Annotated in this window: 19 protein-coding genes; 12 read left to right on the plus strand and 7 right to left on the minus strand. The window is 50.9% G+C overall.

The window, feature by feature from the left end; genetic code table 11:
* The first annotated feature begins 7 nt into the window (after positions 1-7).
* The 4 genes from GBAG_RS06420 to GBAG_RS06435 all read left to right on the plus strand — a co-directional run bounded on the left by GBAG_RS06420 (position 8) and on the right by GBAG_RS06435 (position 3,243).
* Complete coding sequence (locus GBAG_RS06420) at positions 8-1,243, plus strand: winged helix-turn-helix domain-containing protein (protein ID WP_034494327.1); 1,236 nt, start codon at positions 8-10, stop codon at positions 1,241-1,243.
* 46 nt (positions 1,244-1,289) lie between these two features.
* Positions 1,290-1,472, plus strand: coding sequence for a protein YcaR (gene ycaR, locus GBAG_RS06425; RefSeq protein ID WP_034494329.1), 183 nt, complete (start codon positions 1,290-1,292; stop codon positions 1,470-1,472).
* Positions 1,469-2,215, plus strand: coding sequence for a 3-deoxy-manno-octulosonate cytidylyltransferase (kdsB, locus tag GBAG_RS06430; RefSeq protein ID WP_034494330.1), 747 nt, complete (start codon positions 1,469-1,471; stop codon positions 2,213-2,215). The genes ycaR and kdsB overlap by 4 nt, the downstream gene beginning before the upstream one ends.
* A 134-nt stretch (positions 2,216-2,349) precedes the next feature.
* The gene (locus tag GBAG_RS06435) at positions 2,350-3,243 is read left to right on the plus strand and encodes a YcbJ family phosphotransferase (protein ID WP_034494331.1); all 894 of its coding nucleotides are present in this window, start codon (positions 2,350-2,352) and stop codon (positions 3,241-3,243) included.
* On the opposite strand, the gene elyC is transcribed toward GBAG_RS06435, so the two are convergent.
* Positions 3,223-3,999, minus strand: a complete 777-nt coding sequence (gene elyC, locus GBAG_RS06440) for an envelope biogenesis factor ElyC (protein WP_034494332.1) — start codon at positions 3,997-3,999, stop codon at positions 3,223-3,225. The genes GBAG_RS06435 and elyC overlap by 21 nt on opposite strands.
* Before the next feature lie 136 nt (positions 4,000-4,135).
* Between elyC and cmoM the strand changes: the two genes are divergently transcribed.
* The 7 genes from cmoM (at position 4,136) to GBAG_RS06475 (ending at position 14,842) form a co-directional block, all read left to right on the plus strand.
* Complete coding sequence (gene cmoM / locus GBAG_RS06445; RefSeq protein ID WP_034494333.1) at positions 4,136-4,924, plus strand: tRNA uridine 5-oxyacetic acid(34) methyltransferase CmoM; 789 nt, start codon at positions 4,136-4,138, stop codon at positions 4,922-4,924.
* Positions 4,917-6,239 carry a chromosome partition protein MukF gene (mukF, locus tag GBAG_RS06450; RefSeq protein WP_034494334.1) on the plus strand — a complete coding sequence of 441 codons (1,323 nt, stop codon included), beginning with the start codon at positions 4,917-4,919 and terminating at the stop codon, positions 6,237-6,239. Before cmoM ends, mukF begins: the two co-directional genes overlap by 8 nt.
* Positions 6,220-6,936 carry a chromosome partition protein MukE gene (gene mukE / locus GBAG_RS06455; protein WP_034494335.1) on the plus strand — a complete coding sequence of 239 codons (717 nt, stop codon included), beginning with the start codon at positions 6,220-6,222 and terminating at the stop codon, positions 6,934-6,936. Before mukF ends, mukE begins: the two co-directional genes overlap by 20 nt.
* Complete coding sequence (gene mukB / locus GBAG_RS06460; protein ID WP_034494336.1) at positions 6,933-11,381, plus strand: chromosome partition protein MukB; 4,449 nt, start codon at positions 6,933-6,935, stop codon at positions 11,379-11,381. The genes mukE and mukB overlap by 4 nt, the downstream gene beginning before the upstream one ends.
* Before the next feature lie 161 nt (positions 11,382-11,542).
* On the plus strand, positions 11,543-13,423 hold the full coding sequence (gene ldtD / locus GBAG_RS06465; protein WP_034494337.1) for a L,D-transpeptidase: 1,881 nt from the start codon (positions 11,543-11,545) through the stop codon (positions 13,421-13,423).
* Positions 13,424-13,605: 182 nt separating this feature from the next.
* The gene (gene mepK / locus GBAG_RS06470) at positions 13,606-14,154 is read left to right on the plus strand and encodes a peptidoglycan L,D-endopeptidase MepK (protein WP_034494606.1); all 549 of its coding nucleotides are present in this window, start codon (positions 13,606-13,608) and stop codon (positions 14,152-14,154) included.
* A 40-nt stretch (positions 14,155-14,194) separates the two neighbouring features.
* A complete protein-coding gene (locus tag GBAG_RS06475; protein ID WP_034494338.1) occupies positions 14,195-14,842 on the plus strand; it encodes an MBL fold metallo-hydrolase in 648 nt (215 codons plus the stop codon).
* Positions 14,843-14,901: 59 nt separating this feature from the next.
* Here the strand turns inward: GBAG_RS06475 and GBAG_RS06480 are convergent, their stop codons facing one another.
* The 4 genes from GBAG_RS06480 to pncB form a co-directional block, all read right to left on the minus strand.
* The gene (locus GBAG_RS06480; protein ID WP_034494339.1) at positions 14,902-16,092 is read right to left on the minus strand and encodes an amino acid aminotransferase; all 1,191 of its coding nucleotides are present in this window, start codon (positions 16,090-16,092) and stop codon (positions 14,902-14,904) included.
* A 188-nt stretch (positions 16,093-16,280) separates the two neighbouring features.
* Positions 16,281-17,462 (minus strand): porin, encoded by a 1,182-nt coding sequence (locus GBAG_RS06485; protein WP_034494340.1) that lies wholly within the window; start codon positions 17,460-17,462, stop codon positions 16,281-16,283.
* Positions 17,463-18,058: 596 nt separating this feature from the next.
* Positions 18,059-19,459 (minus strand): asparagine--tRNA ligase, encoded by a 1,401-nt coding sequence (gene asnS / locus GBAG_RS06490; protein ID WP_034494341.1) that lies wholly within the window; start codon positions 19,457-19,459, stop codon positions 18,059-18,061.
* 176 nt (positions 19,460-19,635) lie between these two features.
* Positions 19,636-20,838 carry a nicotinate phosphoribosyltransferase gene (gene pncB, locus GBAG_RS06495; RefSeq protein WP_034494608.1) on the minus strand — a complete coding sequence of 401 codons (1,203 nt, stop codon included), beginning with the start codon at positions 20,836-20,838 and terminating at the stop codon, positions 19,636-19,638.
* A 267-nt stretch (positions 20,839-21,105) separates the two neighbouring features.
* Between pncB and pepN the strand changes: the two genes are divergently transcribed.
* Entirely contained in the window at positions 21,106-23,718 is a 2,613-nt protein-coding gene (pepN, locus tag GBAG_RS06500) for an aminopeptidase N (RefSeq protein WP_034494342.1), read from the plus strand.
* Between the two features lie 89 nt (positions 23,719-23,807).
* Here the strand turns inward: pepN and ssuB are convergent, their stop codons facing one another.
* Complete coding sequence (gene ssuB, locus GBAG_RS06505; RefSeq protein ID WP_034494343.1) at positions 23,808-24,581, minus strand: aliphatic sulfonates ABC transporter ATP-binding protein; 774 nt, start codon at positions 24,579-24,581, stop codon at positions 23,808-23,810.
* A complete protein-coding gene (gene ssuC, locus GBAG_RS06510; RefSeq protein ID WP_034494344.1) occupies positions 24,578-25,369 on the minus strand; it encodes an aliphatic sulfonate ABC transporter permease SsuC in 792 nt (263 codons plus the stop codon). Before ssuC ends, ssuB begins: the two co-directional genes overlap by 4 nt.
* Positions 25,370-25,371: the final 2 nt, after the last annotated feature.

A 25,371-nucleotide genomic window follows, 5' to 3' on the forward strand; every position in this document is an offset into this window, starting at 1 on the left:
TTCTTTCATGTCTGTACCGCAACTGACTTTACGTGCAGCCCGCAACCTTCATCTGGCAGCACAGGGCTTATTACAAAAACCTCGCCGTCGTCCAAAACCTTCCGATGTTACCGCTGCGATTTCGCGCATGTCACTGCTTCAGATTGACACGATCAATATTGTTGCACGAAGCCCTTACCTCGTCCTATTCAGTCGCATTGGCAGCTATCCGCAAAGCTGGTTAGATGATGCTCTACTTGGTGGTGAGTTAATGGAATATTGGGCGCATGAAGCCTGCTTTTTGCCGCGAAAAGATTTCGCGTTGATACGCCACCAGATGCTGAATCCAGAAAAGATGGGCTGGAAATATCGCCCTGAATGGATGGTAGAACATGCCGCAGAAATTGAAAAACTTTTAGCCCATATCGAATGCAACGGCCCTGTTAGATCTGCCGATTTTGAACACCCGCGCAAAGGCGCTAGCGGGTGGTGGGAATGGAAACCACATAAAAAGCACCTTGAAGGTTTGTTCACTGCCGGAAAAGTTATGGTGGTTGAACGACGTAATTTTCAAAGGGTGTACGATCTCACCTCACGTGTTATGCCGCACTGGAATGATGATTTGCATCTCATTCATCAGCAAGATGCGGAACAACAAATGCTTGCAAACAGTGCCCGTAGTCTGGGGATTTTCCGTCCCGAATGGCTAGCTGATTATTACCGACTAAAGAATATCTCGCTCAAACCCCTGCTTGCACAATGGCAAGAGAACGGCATCGTGACTCGGGTCGATGTGGAGGGGATTGGTGAAATGTGGCTACATCATGAACAGTTGCCATTAATGGAAAAAGCCGAGAAAAATACCCTACGCGCCACGCATAGTGCGGTGCTTTCTCCTTTCGATCCGGTGGTATGGGATCGCAAACGTGCTGAAGTGTTGTTCGGATTCTCATATCGCCTTGAATGCTACACGCCTGCTGAAAAGCGCAAATACGGTTACTTTGTGCTTCCATTATTGCATCAAGGGGCTTTAGTCGGTCGTATTGATGCAAAAATGCATCGTAAAACCGGTGAGCTGGAAATTATCAGCCTCTATCTTGAAGACGGCGTTAAACCGGGTCAGGTATTGATCAATGGCTTGCACTCGGCACTGACAGATTTTGCGCAATGGCAAAATGCGAGCCGGATTCTTCTTGGAAATATTCCCGCCGTTTTAGCTTCATCCTGGGGTGAAGGCTGGGAAATTAGCCCGGAAAGCCCGTGAATTATGTTATTCTGCTGCCTTTGATGGCAGCCATTCTGGAGTAACCATGGATCATCGATTACTTGAAATCATTGCTTGCCCGGTATGTAACGGCAAGTTGTACTTTAATCAGGAAAAGCAGGAGCTTATCTGCAAACCTGATCACCTGGCGTTTCCCCTGCGCGATGGTATTCCAGTGCTGCTGGAGACTGAAGCTCGAGTATTGACTTCTGACGAGACGAATCCATGAGTTTTGTGGCAATTATTCCTGCTCGCTATGCTTCGACACGTTTGCCGGGCAAACCTCTGAAAGACATCAACGGTAAACCGATGGTGGTGCATGTTCTGGAGCGCGCCCGCGAATCGGGTGCCGATCGCATCATCGTTGCAACCGACCATGAAGATGTTGCACGTGCGGTTGAAGCGGCTGGTGGTGAAGTTTGTATGACCCGCGCGGATCACCATTCTGGCACCGAACGTCTTGCTGAAGTTATTGAAAAATATAATTTTAGTGATGATACTGTGATTGTGAATGTGCAGGGCGATGAGCCGATGATCCCTCCGGTTATCATTCGCCAGGTCGCGCTCAATCTGGCAAACAGTCAGGCAGGAATGGCGACACTGGCTGTGCCAATCGACTCTGCGGAAGAAGCCTTCAATCCCAACGCAGTAAAAGTCGTGATGGATGCGCAGGGTTATGCACTTTATTTCTCCCGTGCGACGATTCCATGGGATAGAGATCGCTTTGCCCAGTCGCGTGAAACAATTGGTGATTCTCTGCTGCGCCACATCGGTATCTACGGCTACCGCGCCGGTTTTATCCGCCGCTATGTGACCTGGGAACCTAGCCAGCTCGAACAAATCGAAATGCTCGAACAGTTACGCGTTTTGTGGAATGGTGAAAAAATCCATGTCGCTGTCGCTAAAGAAATCCCGAGTATTGGCGTTGATACGCCGGAAGATTTGGAACGCGTTCGTCAGGCAATGCGCTAATCCTTCTTCTCTAATAAAAAACCGGCGCTGAGCGCCGATTTTTTATTATCGTCAGTCAATTTGATCTGAATGGATGACATCCTGCGTTCTCAAGCTCATTATAAAAACACCAGTGTTGTAAGGGGTAATGAGTCATGGAGTTGCTACGCAAGGAATTGAGTCATCTGCTGGGTGAAAAACTAAGCCGGATTGAGTGCATCAATGAACAGCCAAACACCGCTCTGTGGTCGCTGTATGACAGCGACGGGAATGCGATGTCTCTGCTGGCAAAAAGTTTTAGCACCCCCGGCATTGCTGCTCAGTTAGCCTGGAAAATGTCGATGCTTGCACGATCCGGCACAGTGCGTATGCCTGTGGTTTACGGCGTTGTGACTCACGATGACACTCCTGGGCCGGATGTACTATTAATGGAGCGTTTACGTGGCGTACCCGTTGAAGCTCCCACCCGCACGCCAGATCGTTGGGAGCATCTCAAAGATCAAATTGTAGAAGGCCTGCTAGCCTGGCACCGGGTTGATAGCCGTGGCTGCGTCGGGAATGTCGACAACACTCAAGAGAATATCTGGCCTTCATGGTATCGGCAGCGCGTCGAAACGCTTTGGGCCACCATCAATCAATATCCGAATAATGGCCTGACTATGCAGGACCGGCGCATCCTGTTCCGCACACGGGAATGTTTGCCGCGTCTGTTCGAAGACTTCAACGACAATTGCGTGTTGATCCACGGCAACTTTACCCTCAGCAGCATGCTAAAAGATGGTCGTAGCGATCAGTTACTGGCAATGGTAAATCCGGGTATGACGCTTTGGGCACCGCGGGAATATGAAATATTCCGCCTGTATGAAGCAGGGCAGTCTGAAAGTTTGTTGTGGCATTATTTGCAGCGTGCGCCCGTGTCAGAGTCATTCTTGTGGCGGCGTTGGCTATATGTTCTGTGGGATGGTGTCGATCAACTGCTACAGACGGGCCGCTTAAATCGACCCGTCTTTGATGTGGCTGCGAAAAATTTACTTCCCTGGATCTCCTGAGGATCCTTTCATCCACTGCCAGATGCGTCCCAGAGTTTCATAACCAGCCCGGTCGCTGTGCATTAGCCACACTGGAGAAGGGATGATTCTCTCCCAGGGATTTAACGGAGACTCAATCGCCAGTTGGTTCGCGGGTGCCGGAAGGGGATGTAAACCTGCATTGTGGAAGAAAACCATCGCCCTCGGCAAGTGAGAGGCGGAAGTCACCAGCAAGAACGGTTGCTGCCCGATGGCTTTCTCCACCGCAGCCGCTTCTTCTTCGGTATCTTTTGGCGAGTCCAGAGTGATTATCTCGGAGCGTGGAACGCCCAGACTCTCAGCCACTCTGGCACCGGCTTCAGCGGTACTGACCGGATTTGTCATCGCTCTTGCCCCGGTAAAAATGAGCTTCGAACCAGGGTTTTCCTGCCATAACCGAATGCCTTCAGTCACGCGTGGCAAACTATTATTGATGAGATTGGAACTCGGCGCCCATTCTGGGTTCCACGTATAGCCACCGCCTAAAATCACGATGTAATCCACTTTCTCGCTACCGCGCCAGGTCGGGTAGGTATTTTCGATAGGCTTGAGCATTTTGTCGGCTACGGGCTGTAAGCTAATCAGCAGCAAAACTAACCAACTCACGCTTAACAGCGCTTTTGCGCTTTTTTGCCAACGGGTGAACCACAACAAGCAAAGTGCCACGCCCATCATCAATAATAAAAAAGGTAAGGGCAGAAGCAGTCCCCCGATAAATTTTTTCAGGATAAAAAGCATGAATTATGGGTCCTTTTTTAGCCATACAGCAGGTAAACGCAGGTGATCTTACACCAGACGGGTTCATTCCTGGCGCAGCTGTGCCAAAATACCCACCGATCTCGGATAATCCCTTTTCCCCCATGGAGCCGTACCCGTGCGTGACCGCAATTTTGACGACATTGCTGAGAAGTTCTCACGCAACATTTACGGTACAACCAAAGGACAACTTCGCCAGGCCATCTTATGGCAAGATCTTGATGCTTTGCTCTCCACTATGCCTGAGAAATTACGGGTTCTGGATGCAGGAGGCGGCGAAGGACAAACTGCCTGCGGTCTTGCTCAGCGGGGTCATGAAGTTCTGATCTGTGATGTTTCCGCTGAGATGATTTCTCGCGCTCAGGCACAAGCCTGTGAGAAAGGTGTGAGCGAGAACATGCATTTCGTACATTCCTCCGCCCAGGATATTGGTCAACATTTGGAAAAGCCGGTTGATCTGATATTGTTTCACGCTGTGCTGGAATGGGTCGTAGATCCTCAGGCCGTACTGAAAACATTGTGGGATTGTCTGGCACCCGGCGGTGCTTTATCCCTGATGTTCTACAATGCTAACGGCTTACTGATGAGAAATATGTTTGTCGGTAACTTCGAATATGTTCTCCAGGGCATGAAAAAGAATAAGCGAAAGACTCTGTCGCCTGACAATCCGCTACAGCCAGAACAGGTGTACCACTGGCTGGAGCAAATTGGCTGGCAGATAACCGGGAAAACCGGTGTGCGAGTGTTCCACGATTACTTGCGCGATAAGCACAAACAACGCGATGGTTTTGAGAATTTGCTTGAACTGGAAACGCGTTATTGCCGCCAGGAACCTTTTGTGAGCCTCGGCCGCTATATCCACGTGACTGCTATCAAGCCGCTTGAGCCAAGGAAAAATTATGAGTGATGTTTCCCAGACAGTGCCGGAGCTGGTTGCCTGGGCCAGGAAAAATGACTACTCGATTTCACTTCCAACAGAGCGCCTGACGTTCCTGTTGGCTATCGCCACTCTAAACGGTGAGCGCCTGGATGGTGAGATGAGTGAAGGCGAGCTGATAGATGCTTTCCGCCACGTCAGCGAAGGTTTCGACCAAACCAGCGAAACCATTAACGTTCGCGCCAATAACGCCATCAATGACATGGTGCGCCAGCGTTTAATCAATCGTTTTGTCAGCGAAATCAATGAAGGTAATGCGATTTATCGCCTGACGCCGCTCGGCATTGGTATTACTGATTACTACATTCGCCAGCGCGAGTTTTCGACCTTGCGTTTATCCATGCAGCTGTCGATTGTCGGGGGCGAATTGAAGCGCGCGGCAGATTCAGCGGATGAAGATGGTGATGAATTCCACTGGCATCGCAACGTTTTTGCGCCACTGAAATACTCGGTCGCCGAGATTTTTGACAGCATCGATCTCACCCAGCGCATCATGGATGAGCACCAACAACAGGTTAAAGATGACATCGCGCAACTGCTGAACAAAGACTGGCGTGCGGCCATTTCCAGTTGCGAAATGTTGTTATCCGAAACTTCCGGTACGTTGCGTGAGTTGCAGGACACCCTTGAAGCCGCAGGTGACAAGCTTCAGGCAAATCTATTACGCATCCAGGATGCCATTCTGGGGCGTGATGATCTGCATTTTGTTGACCGCCTGGTGTTTGATTTGCAAAGCAAACTGGACCGCATCGTTAGCTGGGGCCAACAGGCCATTGACCTGTGGATCGGCTATGACCGTCACGTTCATAAATTCATTCGTACCGCTATCGACATGGATAAAAACCGTGTTTTTGCGCAGCGTCTGCGCGTTTCGGTACAAAACTATTTCGATGCCCCTTGGGCACTGACCTACGCCAACGCCGATCGTCTGCTGGATATGCGTGATGAAGAAATGACGCTGCGTGACGATGAAGTCATGGGCGAGCTGCCAAGTGACCTGGAATTCGAAGAGTTTAATGAAATCCGCGAACAGCTTGCTGCCATGATTGAAGCTGCACTTCAGGTCTATAAAACCAGACAAGTGCCGCTGGATTTAGGTGTGGTAATGCGGGACTATCTGGCGCAATACCCACGCGCCCGCCATTTCGATGTGGCGAGAATCGTAGTCGACCAGGCTGTTCGTCTGGGTGTGGCTGAAGCAGACTTTACTGGCTTGCCGCCACAGTGGCAGGCAATTAACGATTACGGAGCCAAGGTACAGGCGCATGTCATCAACAAATATTGAAAAAGTGATGCCAGTAAAACTGGCACAGGCGTTGGCCAATCCGTTATTTCCAGCACTCGATAGCCAATTACGCTCCGGAAGGCACGTCGGGCTTGATGAACTGGATAATCATGCCTATTTGATGGACTTCCAGGATGAACTGGAAGAGTTTTACACCCGCTATAATGTGGAGTTGATTCGCGCGCCGGAAGGTTTCTTCTATTTGCGTCCGCGCTCCACCACGCTGATTCCGCGCTCTGTGTTATCCGAGCTGGACATGATGGTCGGGAAAATCCTTTGTTACCTGTATCTCAGCCCGGAACGCCTGGCTAACGAAGGTATCTTTACTCAGGTTGAACTCTACGACGAGTTATTGACGCTGGCGGATGAAAGTAAACTGCTCAAGCTTGTGAATAACCGTTCTACTGGCTCCGATCTGGACCGCCAGAAGCTGCAAGAAAAAGTGCGTGCCTCGCTAACCCGTCTTCGCCGTCTCGGCATGATCTGGTTTATGGGGCATGACAGCAGCAAATTCCGTATTACCGAATCCGTATTCCGCTTTGGTGCCGATGTGCGCGCCGGTGACGATGCGCGTGAAGCGCAGTTACGCATGATCCGTGATGGAGAAGCGATGCCGGTAGAAACTCGTTTGCAACTCAATGATGAAACAGAAGAGTCGCAAATTGTTCAGGACAACGCGGAGGATGAACAGGAATGATTGAACGCGGAAAGTTTCGCTCACTAACGCTGATTAACTGGAACGGTTTCTTCGCGCGTACTTTTGATTTAGATGAGCTGGTTACCACGCTTTCAGGCGGTAACGGTGCCGGTAAATCCACCACAATGGCGGCGTTTGTCACCGCGTTAATCCCCGATTTAACGCTGCTGCACTTCCGTAATACCACCGAGGCTGGGGCCACATCTGGCTCACGCGATAAAGGTCTGCACGGTAAATTAAAAGCCGGTGTCTGTTATTCCTTGTTGGATGTGGTTAACTCCCGCAATCAACGTGTCGTGGTCGGTGTGCGTCTGCAACAAGTCGCAGGTCGCGACCGCAAAGTCGACATCAAACCGTTCGCCATTCAGGGTCTGCCGACGTCTATTCAGCCAACACAATTGCTGACGGAAGCGCTCAACGAACGCCAGGCGCGCGTACTAAGCCTGCAAGAGTTGAAAGATAAAGTGGAAGCCATCGACGGCGTTCAGTTTAAACAGTTCAACTCGATTACCGATTACCACTCGCTGATGTTTGATTTGGGCATTGTGGCGCGTCGTCTACGCAGTGCGTCAGATCGTAGCAAGTACTACCGTCTGATCGAAGCCTCGCTTTACGGCGGGATTTCCAGCGCGATCACCCGTTCACTGCGCGACTATTTATTGCCTGAAAACGGCGGCGTGCGTAAAGCCTTCCAGGATATGGAAGCGGCTTTGCGTGAAAACCGCATGACGCTTGAAGCGATTCGCGTCACTCAATCAGACCGTGACCTGTTTAAGCATTTGATTTCTGAAGCCACCAATTACGTGGCCGCAGACTACATGCGTCATGCCAACGAACGCCGCATTCATCTGGATAAAGCGCTCGAATTCCGTCGTGAATTGTTGACCAGCCGTAAGCAACTGGCTGCGGAACAATACAAACATGTCGAAATGGCACGCGAGCTTGGCGAACACAGCGGTGCGGAAGGGGATCTGGAAACAGATTACCAGGCGGCCAGTGACCATCTGAACCTGGTGCAAACGGCGATTCGCCAGCAGGAAAAAATCGAGCGCTATGAAGCCGACCTCGATGAACTGCAAATGCGCCTCGAAGAACAAAATGAAATTGTTGCTGAAGCCTCTGAGCAACAAGAAGAAAACGAAGCCCGCGCCGAAGCCGCAGAGCTGGAAGTTGATGAACTGAAAAGTCAGCTTGCCGACTACCAGCAAGCGCTTGATGTGCAGCAAACTCGCGCGATTCAGTACCAACAAGCGTTGCAGGCGCTCGAGCGTGCGCGTTCACTGTGCCATCTGCCAGATTTAACCGCTGAAAGTGCGGAAGAATGGCTGGAAACCTTCCAGGCTAAAGAGCAGGAAAGCACTGAGAATCTGCTCAATCTTGAGCAGAAAATGAGTGTGGCGCAAACCGCGCACAGCCAGTTTGAGCATGCTTATCAGCTGGTGACGGCCATCAATGGCCCGGTGAGTCGTAGTGATGCCTGGAACGTTGCGCGTGAATTACTGCGTGACAGCAATAATCAGCGCCACCTGATGGAACAAGTTCAGCCATTGCGTGCTCGTCTTAACGAACTCGAGCAGCGCCTTCGCGAGCAGCAAGAAGCTGAACGGATGTTTGCTGAGTTCTGCAAACGTCAGGGTAAACACTTCGATCCCGAAGATCTGGAAGTGTTGCATGACGAGCTTTCTGAACGCATCGAAACCTTGCAGCAACGCGTTGCTGATGCCAGCGATCAGCGTGCCAATTTGCGTCAGGAACAAGAGCAAATTCAGGCGCGTATTAAACGCCTGCAACAGCGCGCCCCGATTTGGCTGGCAGCGCAAACCAGCCTGACTCAGCTTTGTGAGCAAAGCCATGAGCAGTTCGAGAGCAGTCAGCAAGTTACTGAATATATGCAGCAACTGCTTGAGCGCGAGCGTGAAGTCACCGTTGAACGTGATGAAGTCGGCGCCTGTAAGCGTGCGATCGATGAAGAAATCGAACGTCTCAGCCAACCAGGCGGTGCTGAAGACTCACGTTTAAATGCGCTGGCTGAACGGTTTGGCGGCGTACTGCTGTCGGAAATTTATGACGATATCAGCCTCGACGACGCACCGTACTTCTCTGCGTTGTATGGCCCATCGCGTCACGCCATTGTGGTGCCAGATTTATCGTTAGTGCGCGATCAACTCGATAATCTCGAAGATTGCCCGGAAGATTTGTACTTAATTGAAGGGGACCCGGCTTCCTTCGATGACAGCGTTTTCACCGTTGAAGAGCTAAATGCCGCGGTTCTGGTCAAAACTGCCGAACGCCAGTGGCGCTATTCGCGTTTGCCTCAGCTGCCATTGTTTGGTCGCGCGGCCCGTGAAAACCGTCTCGAAAAGCTGCATGCAGAGCGTGAAACTCTGGCGGAACGTTTTGCAACGTTGTCATTTGATGTTCAGAAATCTCAGCGCTTGCACCAGTCATTCAGCCGCTTCATCGGCCAGCATTTGGGCGTGGCATTTGACGATGATCCGGAAGCGGAAATTCGTCAGCTAAACACTCGTCGTGGCGAAGTTGAACGTGCTATCAACAGTCATGAAAACGACAATCAGCAACAGCGCCAGCAATACGATCAGGCTAAAGAAGGCGTTGATCAACTTAACCGCCTGTTGCCGCGCATTAGTTTGTTAAATGATGAAACACTGGCTGACCGTTGTGATGAAATCCGTGAGCGTCTTGAAGAAGCGGAAGAAGCGGCTCGTTTCCTTCATCAGTTTGGTAATCCGCTGGCGAAACTCGAAGCAGTGGCGTCGGTACTGCAAAGCGATCCAGAACAGTTCGAGCAGTTAAAAGAAGACTATCAATACGCGCAGCAAGTGCAGCGTGACGCGCGTCAGCAGGCGTTTGCGTTGACTGAAGTTGTGCAGCGTCGCGCACACTTTAGCTACTCAGATTCCGCCGCTATGCTTGATGGCAACAGCGATTTAAATGAAAAATTGCGTAACCGTCTTGAGCAGGCCGAAGCAGAACGTACTCGTTCACGTGAAGCGCTGCGTAGCCATGCCCAGCAATTGAGTCAGTTCAGCCAGCTAATGGCATCGCTGAAAAGCTCCTTTGACACTAAAAAAGAGCTGCTGACCGACCTCCATAAAGAGTTACAGGATATCGGGGTTCGTGCCGATCTCGGTGCGGAAGAGCGCGCACGTGCGCGTCGCGACGAACTGCATACTGCGCTAAGCAACAACCGCTCTCGCCGTAATCAGCTTGAAAAAGCGCTGACCATGTGTGAAGCGGAAATGAGCAACCTGACGCGTAAACTGAAGCAACTGGAACGCAGCTATTTTGAAATGCGCGAACAGGTTGTGACAGCGAAAGCGGGTTGGTGTGCCGTCATGCGCATGGTGAAAGAGAATGGGGTTGAGCGCCGTCTGCATCGCCGCGAACTGGCGTATGTGACCGGCGACGAGCTGCGTTCTATTTCGGATAAAGCATTGGGTGCTTTGCGACTGGCGGTAGCGGATAACGAGCATCTGCGTGATGTCCTGCGTATGTCTGAAGATCCTAAACGTCCTGAACGTAAAATTCAGTTCTTTGTGGCTGTCTACCAGCATCTTCGCGAGCGTATCCGCCAGGATATCATCCGTACTGACGACCCAGTTGAAGCCATCGAACAGATGGAGATTGAACTGAGCCGTCTGACTGAAGAATTGACCTCACGCGAGCAGAAACTGGCGATCAGTTCCCGCAGCGTGGCGAATATCATTCGCAAGACGATTCAGCGCGAGCAGAACCGTATTCGGATGCTCAATCAGGGTCTGCAAAGCGTTTCATTCGGCCAGGTAAACAGCGTTCGCCTGAATGTGAACGTGCGTGAAACCCATGCGATGTTGCTGGATGTGCTTTCAGAACAGCATGAACAGCATCAGGATTTGTTCAACAGTAACCGCCTGAGCTTCTCAGAAGCATTAGCGAAACTGTATCAACGCCTGAATCCGCAAATCGATATGGGCCAGCGCACGCCGCAGACCATTGGCGAAGAACTGCTGGATTATCGCAACTATCTTGAAATGGAAGTTGAAGTTAACCGTGGTTCAGATGGCTGGTTGCGTGCGGAAAGTGGCGCGTTATCTACCGGGGAAGCCATTGGTACCGGGATGTCAATTCTGGTTATGGTCGTTCAAAGCTGGGAAGAAGAGTCGCGCCGCCTGCGCGGAAAAGACATTTCCCCATGCCGTTTGCTGTTCCTTGATGAAGCGGCACGACTGGATGCCAAGTCCATTGCGACGTTATTTGAGCTGTGTGAACGACTTGAAATGCAACTGATCATTGCGGCACCAGAGAACATCAGCCCGGAAAAAGGCACTACTTATAAGCTGGTACGTAAGGTTGTTCAGAACCATGAACACGTACACGTAGTTGGGCTGCGAGGCTTTGCACCGCCGCTTCCCGAACCGGTTGCCGGAACAATAGATGCGTCATAAATAATCGCGGGCTACGGCCCGCGTTTTCTTTTCTCGATAGTTCTTAATCTTTAATTTTATTTACATTTATACGGGCAAATAATATTCGCTGTTTATATACTGAGTTTAAAACCCAGCGCTAAAAGCTGGGGAATGTAATGTGTATAAACAGGGGGCAAAGGATGTTGCTAAAAAAAACGCACGGTTTTCGACTGTCAGCGCTCGGTTACGGGCTGGCACTCAGTTTCGCTCCACTGTTTATGGCGCAGGCCGATGAGCCAGCGGTAGTTCCCTCTGACAGCTCTGCTGTAAGCATTGAACCAGCCAGCTCACCTGACCAGCCATTACCACAATCAACCGCTACCGCCACGATGGTGGGCGTGCTCCCGCTTAATTCTACCGGTATGTCAGCCGCGCAAAGCCGCTCTCAGCTCGTGGCGCATCTGCCTGCGGGTTACACACCGGTTTATTTGAATGCGCTATCAGCCTTCTATGCCGCACGTGAAATGAAGCCGATGTGGGAAAATCGCGATGCAGTTAAGGCCTTCCAGCAACAGCTCGCGGAACTTGCCATAGCCGGTATACAGCCTCAATTTACGACCTGGGTTGAGTTGCTGACCGACCCCTCCGTTACCGGTATGAGCCGCGACATCGTTTTATCTGATGCGATGATGGGCTATCTGCAATTTGTGTACGGTATTCCAACCGAAGGCAACCGCTGGCTTTACAGCACCAAGCCATACAAGATGCAGACCCCGCCAATTTCCGTAATTAACCAGTGGCAGGTGGCTGTCGATCAAGGAACGCTGGTGAGTTTTGTTGAGACCTTAGCGCCTCAGCATCCGCAATATGCCAAATTACATCAATCGCTCGTGCACTTGCTGAGCGACTCGCGCCCCTGGCCTCAATTGACCGGGAGCGAAACACTGCGCCCTGGTCAGTGGAGCAACGACGTGCCAGCCCTGCGTGAAATTCTTGCGCGTACCGGTATGCTGCAAGCTGAGCCATCTATTCCTCTGCCTGACCGCTCGGGCAGAGGCGATACCATTGCGGCGGTTAGCCCGTCAGCGATTCAGTTAGACAGTGACCAGACCGCGCAACAGGTTCCAGATGCTGTCGCCGGGAAGAAAAAGAAATCAGCTCCTGCTGTTCGCAGTGCCTATAGCAAAGAGTTGATTGAAGGGGTGAAGCGCTTTCAGAAATGGCAGGGGCTGGGTGTTGATGGCGCAATTGGTGCACTAACACGCGACTGGCTGAATGTGACACCACAGCAGCGTGCATCGCTGGTGGCGTTAAATATTCAACGTTTGCGCTTGCTGCCGAAGAAACTTGATACCGGCATTATGGTTAACATTCCTAACTATTCCCTGAGCTATTACCTTAACGGCAGTGAAGTATTGGCTTCGCGTGTGATTGTTGGGCGCCCGGATCGTAAAACTCCGATGATGAGCAGTGCGCTCAATAATGTGGTGGTTAACCCGCCATGGAACGTGCCACCAACGCTTGCGCGGAATGACATTCTGCCAAAAGTGCGCCAGGACCCGGGCTATCTCGAAAGACACGGCTATAGCGTACTGCGTGGCTGGAGTAACAATGCCGAATCTATCGACCCGTGGCGCGTTGACTGGGAAACCATCACGGCCAGCAATTTGCCTTTCCGCTTCCAGCAAAAACCGGGCACGCAGAACTCGTTAGGGCGTTATAAGTTTAATATGCCCAGTTCTGATGCGATTTATTTGCATGACACGCCAAATCACAACTTGTTCCAGAAAGACGCAAGAGCGCTGAGTTCAGGCTGCGTGAGGGTAAACAAAGCTTCTGAGCTGGCAAATATGCTGTTACAGGATGCGGGCTGGAACGATGCGCGGATTTCGAGTCAGCTTAAAGACGGCAGTACGAAGTATGTAAACATTCGTCAGACCATCCCGGTGAACCTTTACTACCTGACTGCTTTCGTTGGTGAAGATGGGCGCACCCAGTACCGTACAGATATTTACAATTATGATCTCACCGCGCGATCTGGCGCACAAATTCTTCCAAAAGCTGAACTATTGATCCGGTAAATGCAGTAATTCTAATGAATTAGCGGTCGTAATAATTGCGTAACCCAATCGGGGCCTCTACAGGCCCCGGTTTTACTGGGTTTAGCGCGCCTTGACTCGCATTGTTTTGGCAGTTAAGGTTCCCGGCAGTGCGCCTGAAGTGCATATTATTCGATCGTTTTTTACCTGTAGACCTGGACATCATGGACAAATTTGACGCAAACCGCCGCAAGCTGCTGGCGATGGGTGGCGTGGCTTTAGGTGCCGCTCTGCTTCCGTCGCAAGCGTTTGCCACACTCTCAACACCGCGCCCGCGCATTCTGACTCTCAATAACCTGCACACAGGTGAGTCATTGAAAGCCGAATTTTTCGATGGTAAAGGCTATATTCAGGACGAATTAGCAAGGCTTAATCATTTCTTCCGTGATTATCGCGCGAACAAAATGAAATCCATCGACCCTAAATTGTTTGATCAGCTTTATCGTTTGCAGGGTTTGTTGGGGACCAACAAACCGGTGCAATTGGTATCAGGCTATCGTTCGCTCGACACCAATAATGAATTACGTGCCCACAGCCGCGGTGTTGCTAAAAAGAGCTATCACACCAAAGGCCAGGCCATGGATTTCCATATTGAAGGGATTTCGTTAAGCAATGTTCGCAAAGCAGCATTATCTATGCGCGCTGGTGGTGTAGGATACTACCCACGCAGCAACTTTGTGCATATTGATACCGGGCCACTAAGGCACTGGTAAAACAACGGAATCCGGCGATTGCTGCCGGTATTGGAGTGTCATGAACTATCACATTATCCCGGTCACTGCATTCGGCCAAAACTGTTCACTGATTTGGTGTGAAGAAACTCAACAGGCAGCGTTGGTTGATCCCGGTGGTGAAGCCGAAAAGATCAAACAGCAAGTTGCAGCGAAAGGGGTGAAACTCACGCAAATCCTGCTAACGCATGGTCATCTTGACCACGTTGGTGCGGCTGCTGAACTGGCCGAGTTTTATGGCGTTCCTGTTGTCGGGCCGGAAAAAGAAGACGAATTTTGGTTGCAGGGATTACCTGCACAAAGCCAAATGTTTGGTCTGGAAGAATGCCTGCCGCTGACCCCCGATCGTTGGTTAAATGAAGGGGATAGCGTGTCAGTGGGAAATGTAACCTTACAGGTGTTGCATTGCCCAGGGCACACGCCTGGTCACGTTGTATTCTTTGATGCGCAATCTCAGTTGCTGATTTCCGGTGATGTGATTTTCAAAGGCGGAGTGGGGCGCAGTGATTTCCCGCAGGGCAATCATGCCGCGTTAATTGACTCCATTAAGCGTAAGTTACTGCCGCTGGGTGATGATGTGACGTTTATCCCAGGGCACGGCCCGCTTTCAACGCTCGGTTACGAGCGCCTGCACAACCCGTTCCTGCAAGACGAATTACCGGTCTGGTAAAGTCTGGTGAAATAAAAAAAGCCGCTTTAATCAGCGGCTTTTTTGTCTCTGCTATTTGTTTACAGCACAGCGACGATGGCTTCGCACAGCGGTGCCATGTTATCTGGCGTCATACCTGCAACGTTCACACGCCCGGATGCAACCGCATACACACCAAACTCTTCACGTAAACGCAGCACCTGCTCTTTGGTCAGGCCGCTGAACGAGAACATGCCGTTCTGGTTGATGATGAAGCTAAAGTCGCGGTCAGCACCTTTCTCTTGCAGAGTATTCACAAACAGCTGGCGCATGCGATGAATACGCTGGCGCATGTCAGACAGTTCCTGCTCCCAGATAGTACGCAGCGCTTCGTTGCTCAAAATGGTAGCAACAACAGATGCGCCGTGTGCTGGCGGGTTAGAGTAGTTAGCGCGAATCACTGACTTCATCTGGCTGAATGCACGGTCAACGGTATCGGCATTCGCGGCAACCAGCGTACAAGCACCTACGCGCTCATTGTACAGGCCAAAGTTCTTGGAGTACGAACTGGCAACAATCAGTTCCTGGTGGCTTGCAGCAAAGATACGCAGGCCTTCTGCATCTTCTTCCAGACCACGAGCAAAACCCTGGTAGGCGAAGTCAAACAGTGGCAGCCAGCCTTTGGCCTGAGACATCTCAGCCAGGACCTTCCACTGTTCAGCCGTTGGGTCGATACCGGTTGGGTTGTGGCAGCAGCCATGGAACAACACGACGTCGCCAGCTTGTGCCGCTTGCAGACTGCTAACCAGGCCATCAAAATTCAGAGAATGGTTTTGCGCGTCGTAATAGTCATATTCGCAAACTTCCAGACCCGCTGAATTAAATACGCTTTTGTGGTTCGGCCAGCTTGGATTGCTCACCCACACACGTTTAGCCGTGGTGTTTTTAGCGAGGAAATCAGCGGCAACACGCAATGCACCTGTGCCACCTGGGGTTTGTGCAGTGCGGGCGCGTTTGGCAGCGCTCAGCGCATTGCCTTTCCCGAACAGCAATTCCTGGGTGCAATGACCGAATTCAGGAATACCGTCGATACCGAGGTAATTCTTGGTGTTCTCATTCTCAAGAAGATACAGCTCTGCTTTTTTAACGCTGGTCAGAACCGGAGTTTTACCCGTTTCATCTTTATAAACACCAATGCCGAGGTTAATTTTTGTCGGACGGTCATCGGCGCGAAACAGATCGGCCAAACCAAGAATTGGATCAGCAGGGGCTGCGGTAATGTTCTCAAACATGACGGGTTTCCATTTTGATATCGAGGGAGTAACGCTCTCAGGTTAACTGCTGTTTTAGCAAATGCCAACCGTTTGCAACAAAAAGAAACAGGCTCCGTCACAAGTAATTTTTTTCATCTTTTCAGGCATAAAAAAACAGGGCCGAAGCCCTGTTTTTAAATCATCCTTGCAACAAAGTTGCGGGATAATTAGAACTGGTAAACGATACCAACTGTGGTCTGGTCGTCAGTTTCCAGACCAGTAGCAGCGCTGTATGCGTTATCATCCAACAGGTTGAATTTATACGCAGCGTATACGTTCATGTTTTTGTTGAAGTAGTACCAGGTACCCACTTCGACGTATTTAACCAGGTCAGCATTGCCGCCGTTGAAGCCATTACGTGCAACCAGGTCTTTACCTTTAGACTGAACGTAACCAATGGATGGACGCAGGCCGAAATCGAACTGGTACTGAACTACAGCTTCGAAGTTCTGAGTTTTGTTCGCGAAGTTAGCATCTGCTTCGCGAGTCATGTTGGTAGTCTCTGCATACTGGATAGCTGCGTAGACGTTGTTTGCATCGTATTTAGCAGCAGTAGACCATGCTTCAGCTTGATCACCGCTCGCGCCGCCGTTGTAAGCAACACCGGCTGGAGTCGAAGCTGTTAATGCATTTTTCTGTGCATCGGTACGGTCAGAGTTCGCATAACCCGCAGCAACGCTGAAGCCTTCTGCAAAATCATAAGTTACAGCCGTGCTGTAGCCTTCGCCGTTGGCTTTAGCGCCGTTACCGCTCAGGGAAATTGACGTTGGAGTACCGGTAGTGTTGTCGTATTCAACTGTCACTGGGCTGTTACGATCGTTTTTACCCTGATATTGCAGAGCAAAGTTCAGACCATCAACCAGGCCGAAGAAGTTGCTGTTACGGTAGGTCAGAACGCCATTGGTACGGCCAGTCATGAAGTTGTCAGTAGCAACCCAAGAATCGCCACCCCAAACAACCAGCATATCTGTATAAGCCGCTACGTCGTAGATTGCGCCGTAGTTACGACCGTAATCCAGGGAGCCTGCATCGCCAAATTTCAGACCAGCAAATGCCAGACGAGTGTTTTGGCTCTGAGCGCCTTCCGGATTGGAAGCGGTCATGTTGTATTCCCACTGACCGTAACCAGTCATCTGGTCATTGATCTGGGTCTCACCCTTGAAGCCAATACGAGCATAGGTAGAGTCAGCGTTGGTGCTGTTGCCGTTAGTTGTCCAGCCATGCTCACCTACAGCTTTACCGTAGAAGTCCAGTTTGTTGCCGTTTTTGTTGTAGATTTCTGCAGCGTTAGCTGCACCGGCTACCAGCAGAGCAGGGATTAACACTGCCAGAATATTGCGCTTCATCATTATTTATTACCCTCATTAGGTTTTTTTGTAACACCTGCCACTGCCGTCAATAATTCTGTACGGAACTATTGATGAGAGTTTGGTGTCTTTCTGTATCTGTCAGGCATCTTTCCATCCATGAAACCGTTTCGCTAGCCTGAAAGTGCTACAAACATCGAGAGTGAGTTACAAGAAGAAACTATGTGTAACTAAATGTGTATTTTACGGAACTTTGTGAACTATCTCAAACTTCCTGGCCGCTTCGTCTAAAATTCCACCTTTCTTATCCTATATATATGAAATACTTATGTTTAATTGGCATAAGTTAAACTTCAGTGAATATTTCGCTTACATTTGTACATTCTTTGAGTGATTTTTGGATGTCCAGACTTCTGTGTGAAAATTATCCAAATGTGCTAAGTCAATTCTCGGAATGAGGATGCAAGCCAAAAGTAGGGTTATTTTGTGTTTGTCTGTTTCGCAGACACAATTGGTAACGGGGAAGTGGCGAAATGGGGTTGAAATTGACGTTTGTTTAACTTTCGTTGAAGAAAAAAGACGAATTTGTTTCAGGTAGAAAAAAGGCCAGCAATGCTGGCCTGAGTAAAAATCAAATCTTAGAAGTTTGCATTACGCGGTGTACGTGGGAACGGAATCACGTCACGAACGTTTTGAACGCCGGTTACATAGGCAATCAGACGCTCAAAACCAAGGCCGAAACCTGAGTGCGGCACGGTGCCGTAACGACGCAGGTCGCGATACCACCAGTAATCTTCTTTATTCAGACCCATCTCGGCCATGCGCGCATCAAGCACGTCCAGACGTTCTTCACGCTGAGAACCACCGATGATCTCACCAATGCCTGGCGCTAACACATCCATTGCAGCAACGGTTTTACCGTCTTCGTTAAGGCGCATATAGAAGGCCTTAATGTCTTTCGGATAGTTTTTCACAACAACCGGAGCTTTGAAGTGTTGTTCAGCAAGATAGCGTTCATGCTCGGAAGAAAGGTCAACGCCCCAGTAAACTGGGTTTTCGAATTTCTGACCGCAGTTTTCCAGAATTGTAACTGCGTCGGTGTAATCCACCTGTGCAAAGTCAGCTTCGATGAAGCGCTGTAAACGTTCCACTGCATCTTTGTCAACGCGCTCGGCAAAGAACTCCATGTCATCCATGCGCTCATCAAGCACTGCTTTAAAGACATATTTCAGCATCGCTTCAGCCAGACCCGCAACGTCGTCGAGGTTGGCGAAAGCAACTTCCGGTTCCAGCATCCAGAACTCAGCCAGGTGGCGGCTGGTGTTGGAGTTTTCAGCGCGGAAAGTTGGCCCGAAGGTATAAACTTTGGACAGAGCACAGGCGTAAGTTTCGCCATTCAACTGGCCGGATACGGTCAGGAACGCTTCTTTACCGAAGAAGTCTTTATCGAAATCGATTTTGCCAGCTTCAGTACGCGGCAGGTTTTCCATATCCAGCGTAGATACGCGGAACATCTCGCCTGCACCTTCGGTATCAGATGCAGTAATCAGCGGGGTAGACACCCAGAAATAACCCTGCTCATGGAAGAAACGATGCAACGCCTGAGCCAGAGTATGACGAACGCGAGCCACAGCGCCGATCATGTTGGTGCGCGGACGCAGGTGAGCCACTTCACGCAGATATTCAATACTGTGGCGTTTTGCCGCCATCGGGTAAGTATCAGGATCATCAACCCAGCCGGTAACTTCGACTTCGGTCGCCTGGATTTCAAAGCTCTGGCCCTGACCAAGAGATTCAACCACTTTACCGGTGACAACAACGGAGCAACCGGTTGTCAGGCGCAGTACATCTTCATTGTAATTAGGCAGAGAATTATTAATGACGGCCTGTACAGGAGAGAAGCAGGAACCGTCATAGACGGCGAGGAATGAGATACCAGCTTTTGAATCTCTTCGAGTACGCACCCACCCGCGAACGGTGACTTCTTGGTCAACGGCTACACGGCCCTGGAGTACGTCGGCTACAGGCACAACGCTCATAGTTTTCTCTCTATTAAATGGTCAGTGACAAAAAAATAATTACCCACAATTGGGGGTTATCTATGTTACCTGTCGCGAGCTTTCAGACAAGCAGAAAAATCAAAGGAAATGAAGAAATACAATTAAAGAAGAGAACCCATGAACAAGTTGGATATTGTTTATGGGTTTTATCAGGATCAGCTGGCTTTTTTAATCTGCGGTAAATCGAAGGCTTTACGCAGCGCCCGAACGAAGGCTTTATCGTGGCAAATGGTTTTGCCTGGGCTATCAGAAAGTTTAGCGACCGGCTTGCCGTTACACTCCACCAGTTTGATTACAATATTAAGCGGTTTAACCTGTGGAATATCGCAGGTCAGACGCGTACCAATACCAAAACTCAAATTAACGCGGGTGCAGAAATGACGATACAGCTCAATCGCCTTTGGCAAATCGAGGTTGTCTGAGAACACCAATACCTTAGTTTTGGGATCAATACCCAGCTTCTCGTAATGCGCGATAGCTTTCTCACCCCATTCAACCGGATCCCCGGAATCATGGCGCAGCCCCTGGTATTGGCTGGCAAACGAGTGATCAAAATCACGTAAGAAAGCATCCATTGTGATGCAGTCGGTCAGCGCAATGCCGAGTTGGTCAGGATACTCGTCAAGCCAGGCCTGAAGTGCTGCGCGTTGGCTGTTTGCCAGAACCGGGCTGATTTGTTGGTGTGCCTGGAACCATTCATGAGCTTGAGTGCCCATTGGAGTTAAATCCAGGCGGCGCGCCAGGTCATAATTGCTGGTGCCGACAAACCACGATTCTTGTTGCAGACGGGTAACGATAGCCTCTTGCACTTCACGCGAGAAGCGGCGGCGGGTGCCGAAATCCATCAGGCGGAATGCGGAGAGATCGACCTGCGCCGTCAGTTCGTTGAACTGAACCAGTTTGCTTTCCAGGCTGTCGAGTGCCATTTGCGGGGTCACGCCCGGCGAACGATGTTGATGCACCACCTCGCTGATAACCGCCAGCAATGGCACTTCCCACATAATCACTTCCAGCCACGAACCGGTCAGACGAATGTCTAAATGACCATTATTATTGCTGATGTGAACTTGCGTGGGGTCGTAGCGGAAAGTACGCAGCCATGCGAGATAATCTGCTTCAAAAAACGGCAGACTTTCAAGGAATGCGAACTCCTCATCGTTGAGCGTGAGGTGGCGCATGAAATCCACCTGTTCACGGATGGCATCGGCATAGACACCCAGCAGGTCGTCACCACGGCAACGGAACTCGGCGGCGACGCTCACGTCGTGATAACGGTGGAATACCGCCTGCTGCATATGAAGCTTATAGGCATCAGTATCCAGAAGCGTTTGCAAAATCGGGGAAGCGTGTCGTGTCATGGCGCGTTGCAGCATCCTCTCACAGGAGCGTTTCCATCAAGGGCTAAGCAGATAAAAGACGCAGGAGTATACCCTGATTATCTGTTTATTAAACCCGGATCACAACACACGGACACTTTCTGGTCGATGGCAATTCGTGCCGCTTGTTATAAAAATGTAGCAATTCGCGTGAGAACCCCAGAAAAGATGATGATTCTGCGTGGCAACATTAGGGCAACAGGAATAGACTGAACCCCGAAAACTTACGGATGATATATAAGGTTTTTTATGACACAACAGCCACAAGCCAAATATCGCCACGACTACCGTGCGCCGGATTACACGATTACCGATATCGATTTGACCTTTGACCTTGATGCCACAAAAACCCTGGTCACTGCTATTAGTCAGATTACCCGCCAGGGCGCAGCAGGCGCGCCACTTCGTCTTGACGGCGAAGACCTGACGCTGGTTTCAATTGATGTGAATGGTGCCGCCTGGGAAGATTACCGCCAGGAAGAGGGCGCATTGATTATTGAATCACTGCCAGAAGCCTTCACGCTGACCATCGTTAATGAAATCAGCCCGGCGACCAACACCGCGCTGGAAGGGCTTTACCTTTCCGGCGATGCGCTTTGCACCCAGTGTGAAGCAGAAGGTTTCCGCCATATTACCTGGTATCTTGACCGACCGGATGTTCTGGCGCGTTTCACCACCAAAATCATTGCCGACAAATCCAAATATCCTTTCCTGTTATCTAACGGCAACCGCATTGCCGAAGGTGAGTTGGATAACGGCCGTCATTGGGTACAGTGGCAAGACCCGTTCCCGAAACCTTGCTACCTGTTTGCGCTGGTGGCAGGTGATTTCGACGTCCTGCGTGATACTTTCAAAACGCGTTCCGGCCGCGATGTGGCGCTGGAATTGTTCGTTGACCGTGGCAATCTCGACCGCGCAAGCTGGGCGATGACCTCTTTGAAAGCCTCGATGAAATGGGATGAAACCCGTTTCGGTCTCGAATACGACCTCGACATCTACATGATTGTCGCCGTTGATTTCTTCAATATGGGCGCGATGGAGAACAAAGGGCTTAACGTCTTTAACTCCAAATACGTGCTGGCGCGTGCTGAAACGGCGACTGACAAAGATTATCTCGATATTGAACGTGTTATCGGCCACGAATATTTCCATAACTGGACCGGCAACCGCGTGACTTGTCGCGACTGGTTCCAGTTAAGCCTGAAAGAAGGGCTGACCGTGTTCCGCGACCAGGAATTTAGCTCCGACCTCGGTTCACGTGCGGTCAACCGCATTCAGAACGTGCGCACTATGCGTGCCGCACAGTTTGCAGAAGACGCAAGCCCGATGGCGCACCCGATTCGTCCGGATAAAGTTATCGAAATGAACAACTTCTACACGCTGACCGTGTATGAAAAGGGTTCTGAAGTTATTCGTATGCTGCACACCTTGCTGGGTGAAGAGAATTTCCAGAAAGGGATGCAACTTTACTTTGAACGCCATGACGGCAGTGCGGCGACCTGTGATGATTTCGTGCAGGCGATGGAAGATGCGTCAAACGTTGACTTGTCTCACTTCCGCCGTTGGTACAGCCAGGCCGGTACGCCTGTCGTCACCGTGCGTGATGACTACGACCCGGAAACCGAGTTGTACACGCTGACCATCAGCCAGCACACACCGCCTACCGCCGAGCAACAGGAAAAGCATCCGTTACACATCCCGTTCGATATCGAGCTGTATGACAACGAAGGCAAAGTGATTCCATTGCAGAAAAACGGCCACCCGATTCACCACGTGCTGAATGTGACGCAGGCAGAGCAGACGTTTGTTTTCGATAACGTTTATTTCCAGCCGGTTCCGTCATTGCTGCGTGAATTCTCAGCGCCGGTGAAACTGGAATATAAATGGAGCGATCAGCAACTGACGTTCCTTATGCGTCATGCGCGTAACGATTTCTCCCGTTGGGATGCGGCGCAAAGTCTGCTGGCAACGTACATCAAGCTGAACGTCAACCGCAGCCAACAGGGCCAACCGTTGTCGCTGCCGCTGCATGTGGCTGATGCGTTCCGCGCGATTCTGCTGGATGAGAAAATCGACCCGGCGCTGGCGGCAGAAATTCTGACGCTGCCTTCGCAGAACGAAATTGCCGAACTTTTCCAGAAAATCGATCCGCAAGCGATCGCCGCCGTGCATGAAGCCTTAACGCGCACGCTGGCAAACGAGCTGGCGGATGAATTCCTGGCAGTTTACAACGCCAACAAACTTGATGCTTATCGTGTTGAGCATGCGGATATCGGCAAACGCGCGCTGCGCAATACTTGCCTGCGTTATCTGGCCTTTGGCGAGAAAAAGCTTGCTGAACAACTGGTGCGTAACCAGTTCGAAAGCGCTGATAACATGACCGATTCTATCGCTGCCCTGGCCTCGTCTGTTGCTGCGCAGTTACCTTGTCGCGCAGAACTGCTGGCCGAATTTGACGAGAAATGGCACCAGGATGGACTGGTGATGGACAAGTGGTTTGTGTTGCAAGCCACCAGCCCAGCAGCAGACACCTTGAGCAAAGTGCGTGAGCTACTGAACCATCGTTCATTTAGCATGGGCAACCCGAACCGTGTGCGTTCGCTGATTGGTGCTTTTGCGGCGGGTAATCCGGCGGCGTTCCACGCACTCGACGGCAGCGGTTATCAGTTTATGGTGGAAATGCTCAGTGAGCTAAACCACCGTAACCCGCAGGTGGCTTCACGTCTGATTGAGCCGTTGATTCGACTTAAGCGTTACGATGCGAAACGTCAGGAAATGATGCGTGCGGCGCTGGAACAGCTGAAAGGGCTGGAAAACTTGTCGGGTGATTTGTTCGAGAAGATTTCTAAAGCGTTGGCTTAAAAACCACCCTCACCCTAACCCTAACCCTAACCCTAACCCTAACCCTAACCCTCTCCCGGGGGAGAGGGCCGGGGTGAGGGCGAACAAACTTAACCGGTCCGCACCACGCGTGCCGGTTCTTCAACAACCTGCCGCTTCATCACACGCTTTAACACCTGCGCTTCCAGTTCAGCCAGCCGGACAGAGCCGAGCTTACGTGGGCGAGGCAAATCCACCGTCAGATCCAAACCGATCTTTCCTTCTTCAATCAGTAACACACGATCCGCCATTGCAACGGCTTCGCTAACATCGTGTGTCACCAGCAGCACCGTAAAGCCATGTTTCTGCCATAAAGAAACAATCAATTCCTGCATTTCAATGCGCGTCAGGGCATCGAGCGCACCTAATGGTTCATCCAGCAACAGCAGCCGTGGGCGATGAATCAGCGCCCGAGCCAGCGCCACACGTTGTTTCTGGCCGCCGGACAGGGCGGCCGGCCATTCATTAGCACGATTGGCAAGCCCAACCGCTTCCAGCGCTTTCATCGCCGATTCTTTCCAGTTCCCTTTCAGCCCCAGGCCGACATTATTAATCACTGACTTCCATGGCAGCAGGCGTGCATCCTGGAACATCAAACGCGTTTCATCCTGACTCTCGCGTAGCGGGGCATTTCCGGCAATTAACGAACCACCGTTAGGGTTTTCCAGCCCTGCCAGCAAACGCAGCAACGTACTTTTACCCCCGCCGCTGCGTCCAACAACCGCAACAAACTGCCCGGCGGGAATATGCAATTCGAGTTCATCAAGAATCGTTTTATCGCCGTAACGTTTAGTCACGCTGTTCAGTAGTAGGGGAGTACCCTGATTTAAACGAGCGGTATTCATGCATTCTCCTCCTGTAACTGATAAGCCGGGTGCCAGCGCAGCCAGACACGTTCAAGTAATTGCGCGCTGATATCGGCAAGTTTGCCGAGCAGGGCATACAGAATAATGGCGACAACGACGACATCGGTTTGCAAGAATTCGCGGGCGTTCATCGCCAGGTAGCCAATTCCCGAATTGGCCGAAATAGTTTCGGCCACGATTAACGTCAACCACATCAGACCAAGTGCAAAGCGAATCCCGACCATAATTGAAGGCAGCGCACCGGGGAGAATGACCTGGGCAAACAGGCTAAAACCAGACAGCCCATAGCTGCGTGCCATTTCCAGCAGACCCTGGTCGATATTACGGATACCGTGCCAGGTATTGATGTAAATCGGGAATAACGTGCCAAGTGCGACCAGGAAAATCTTCGCTGACTCATCAATGCCGAACCATAAAATCACCAGCGGGATAAGCGCGAGGTGCGGAACGTTACGCAGCATCTGAATCGAACTGTCCAGCAAACGTTCCCCCCAGCGTGACAGGCCACTTATCAGCCCGAGCACTAACCCAAGAGAGCCACCAATACTGAAACCGATCACCGCACGCCAAGAGCTAATCGCCAGGTGTTGCCACAATTCACCGCTTGCTGAAAGATTCCAGAAAGCGAGAACCACCCCTTCCGGAGAAGGGAGGATGCGCGAGGATAGCCAGCCTGCGCTTGAAGAGAGTTGCCAGATGACGATAACCGCAACGGGCAGCACCCAGGGTGCCAGTCTCAACAACAGTTTGTGCGTTGATGGGGTCATTG

Origin of the sequence: Buttiauxella agrestis ATCC 33320 (assembly GCF_000735355.1) — a bacterium.
Lineage (GTDB): Bacteria > Pseudomonadota > Gammaproteobacteria > Enterobacterales > Enterobacteriaceae > Buttiauxella > Buttiauxella agrestis.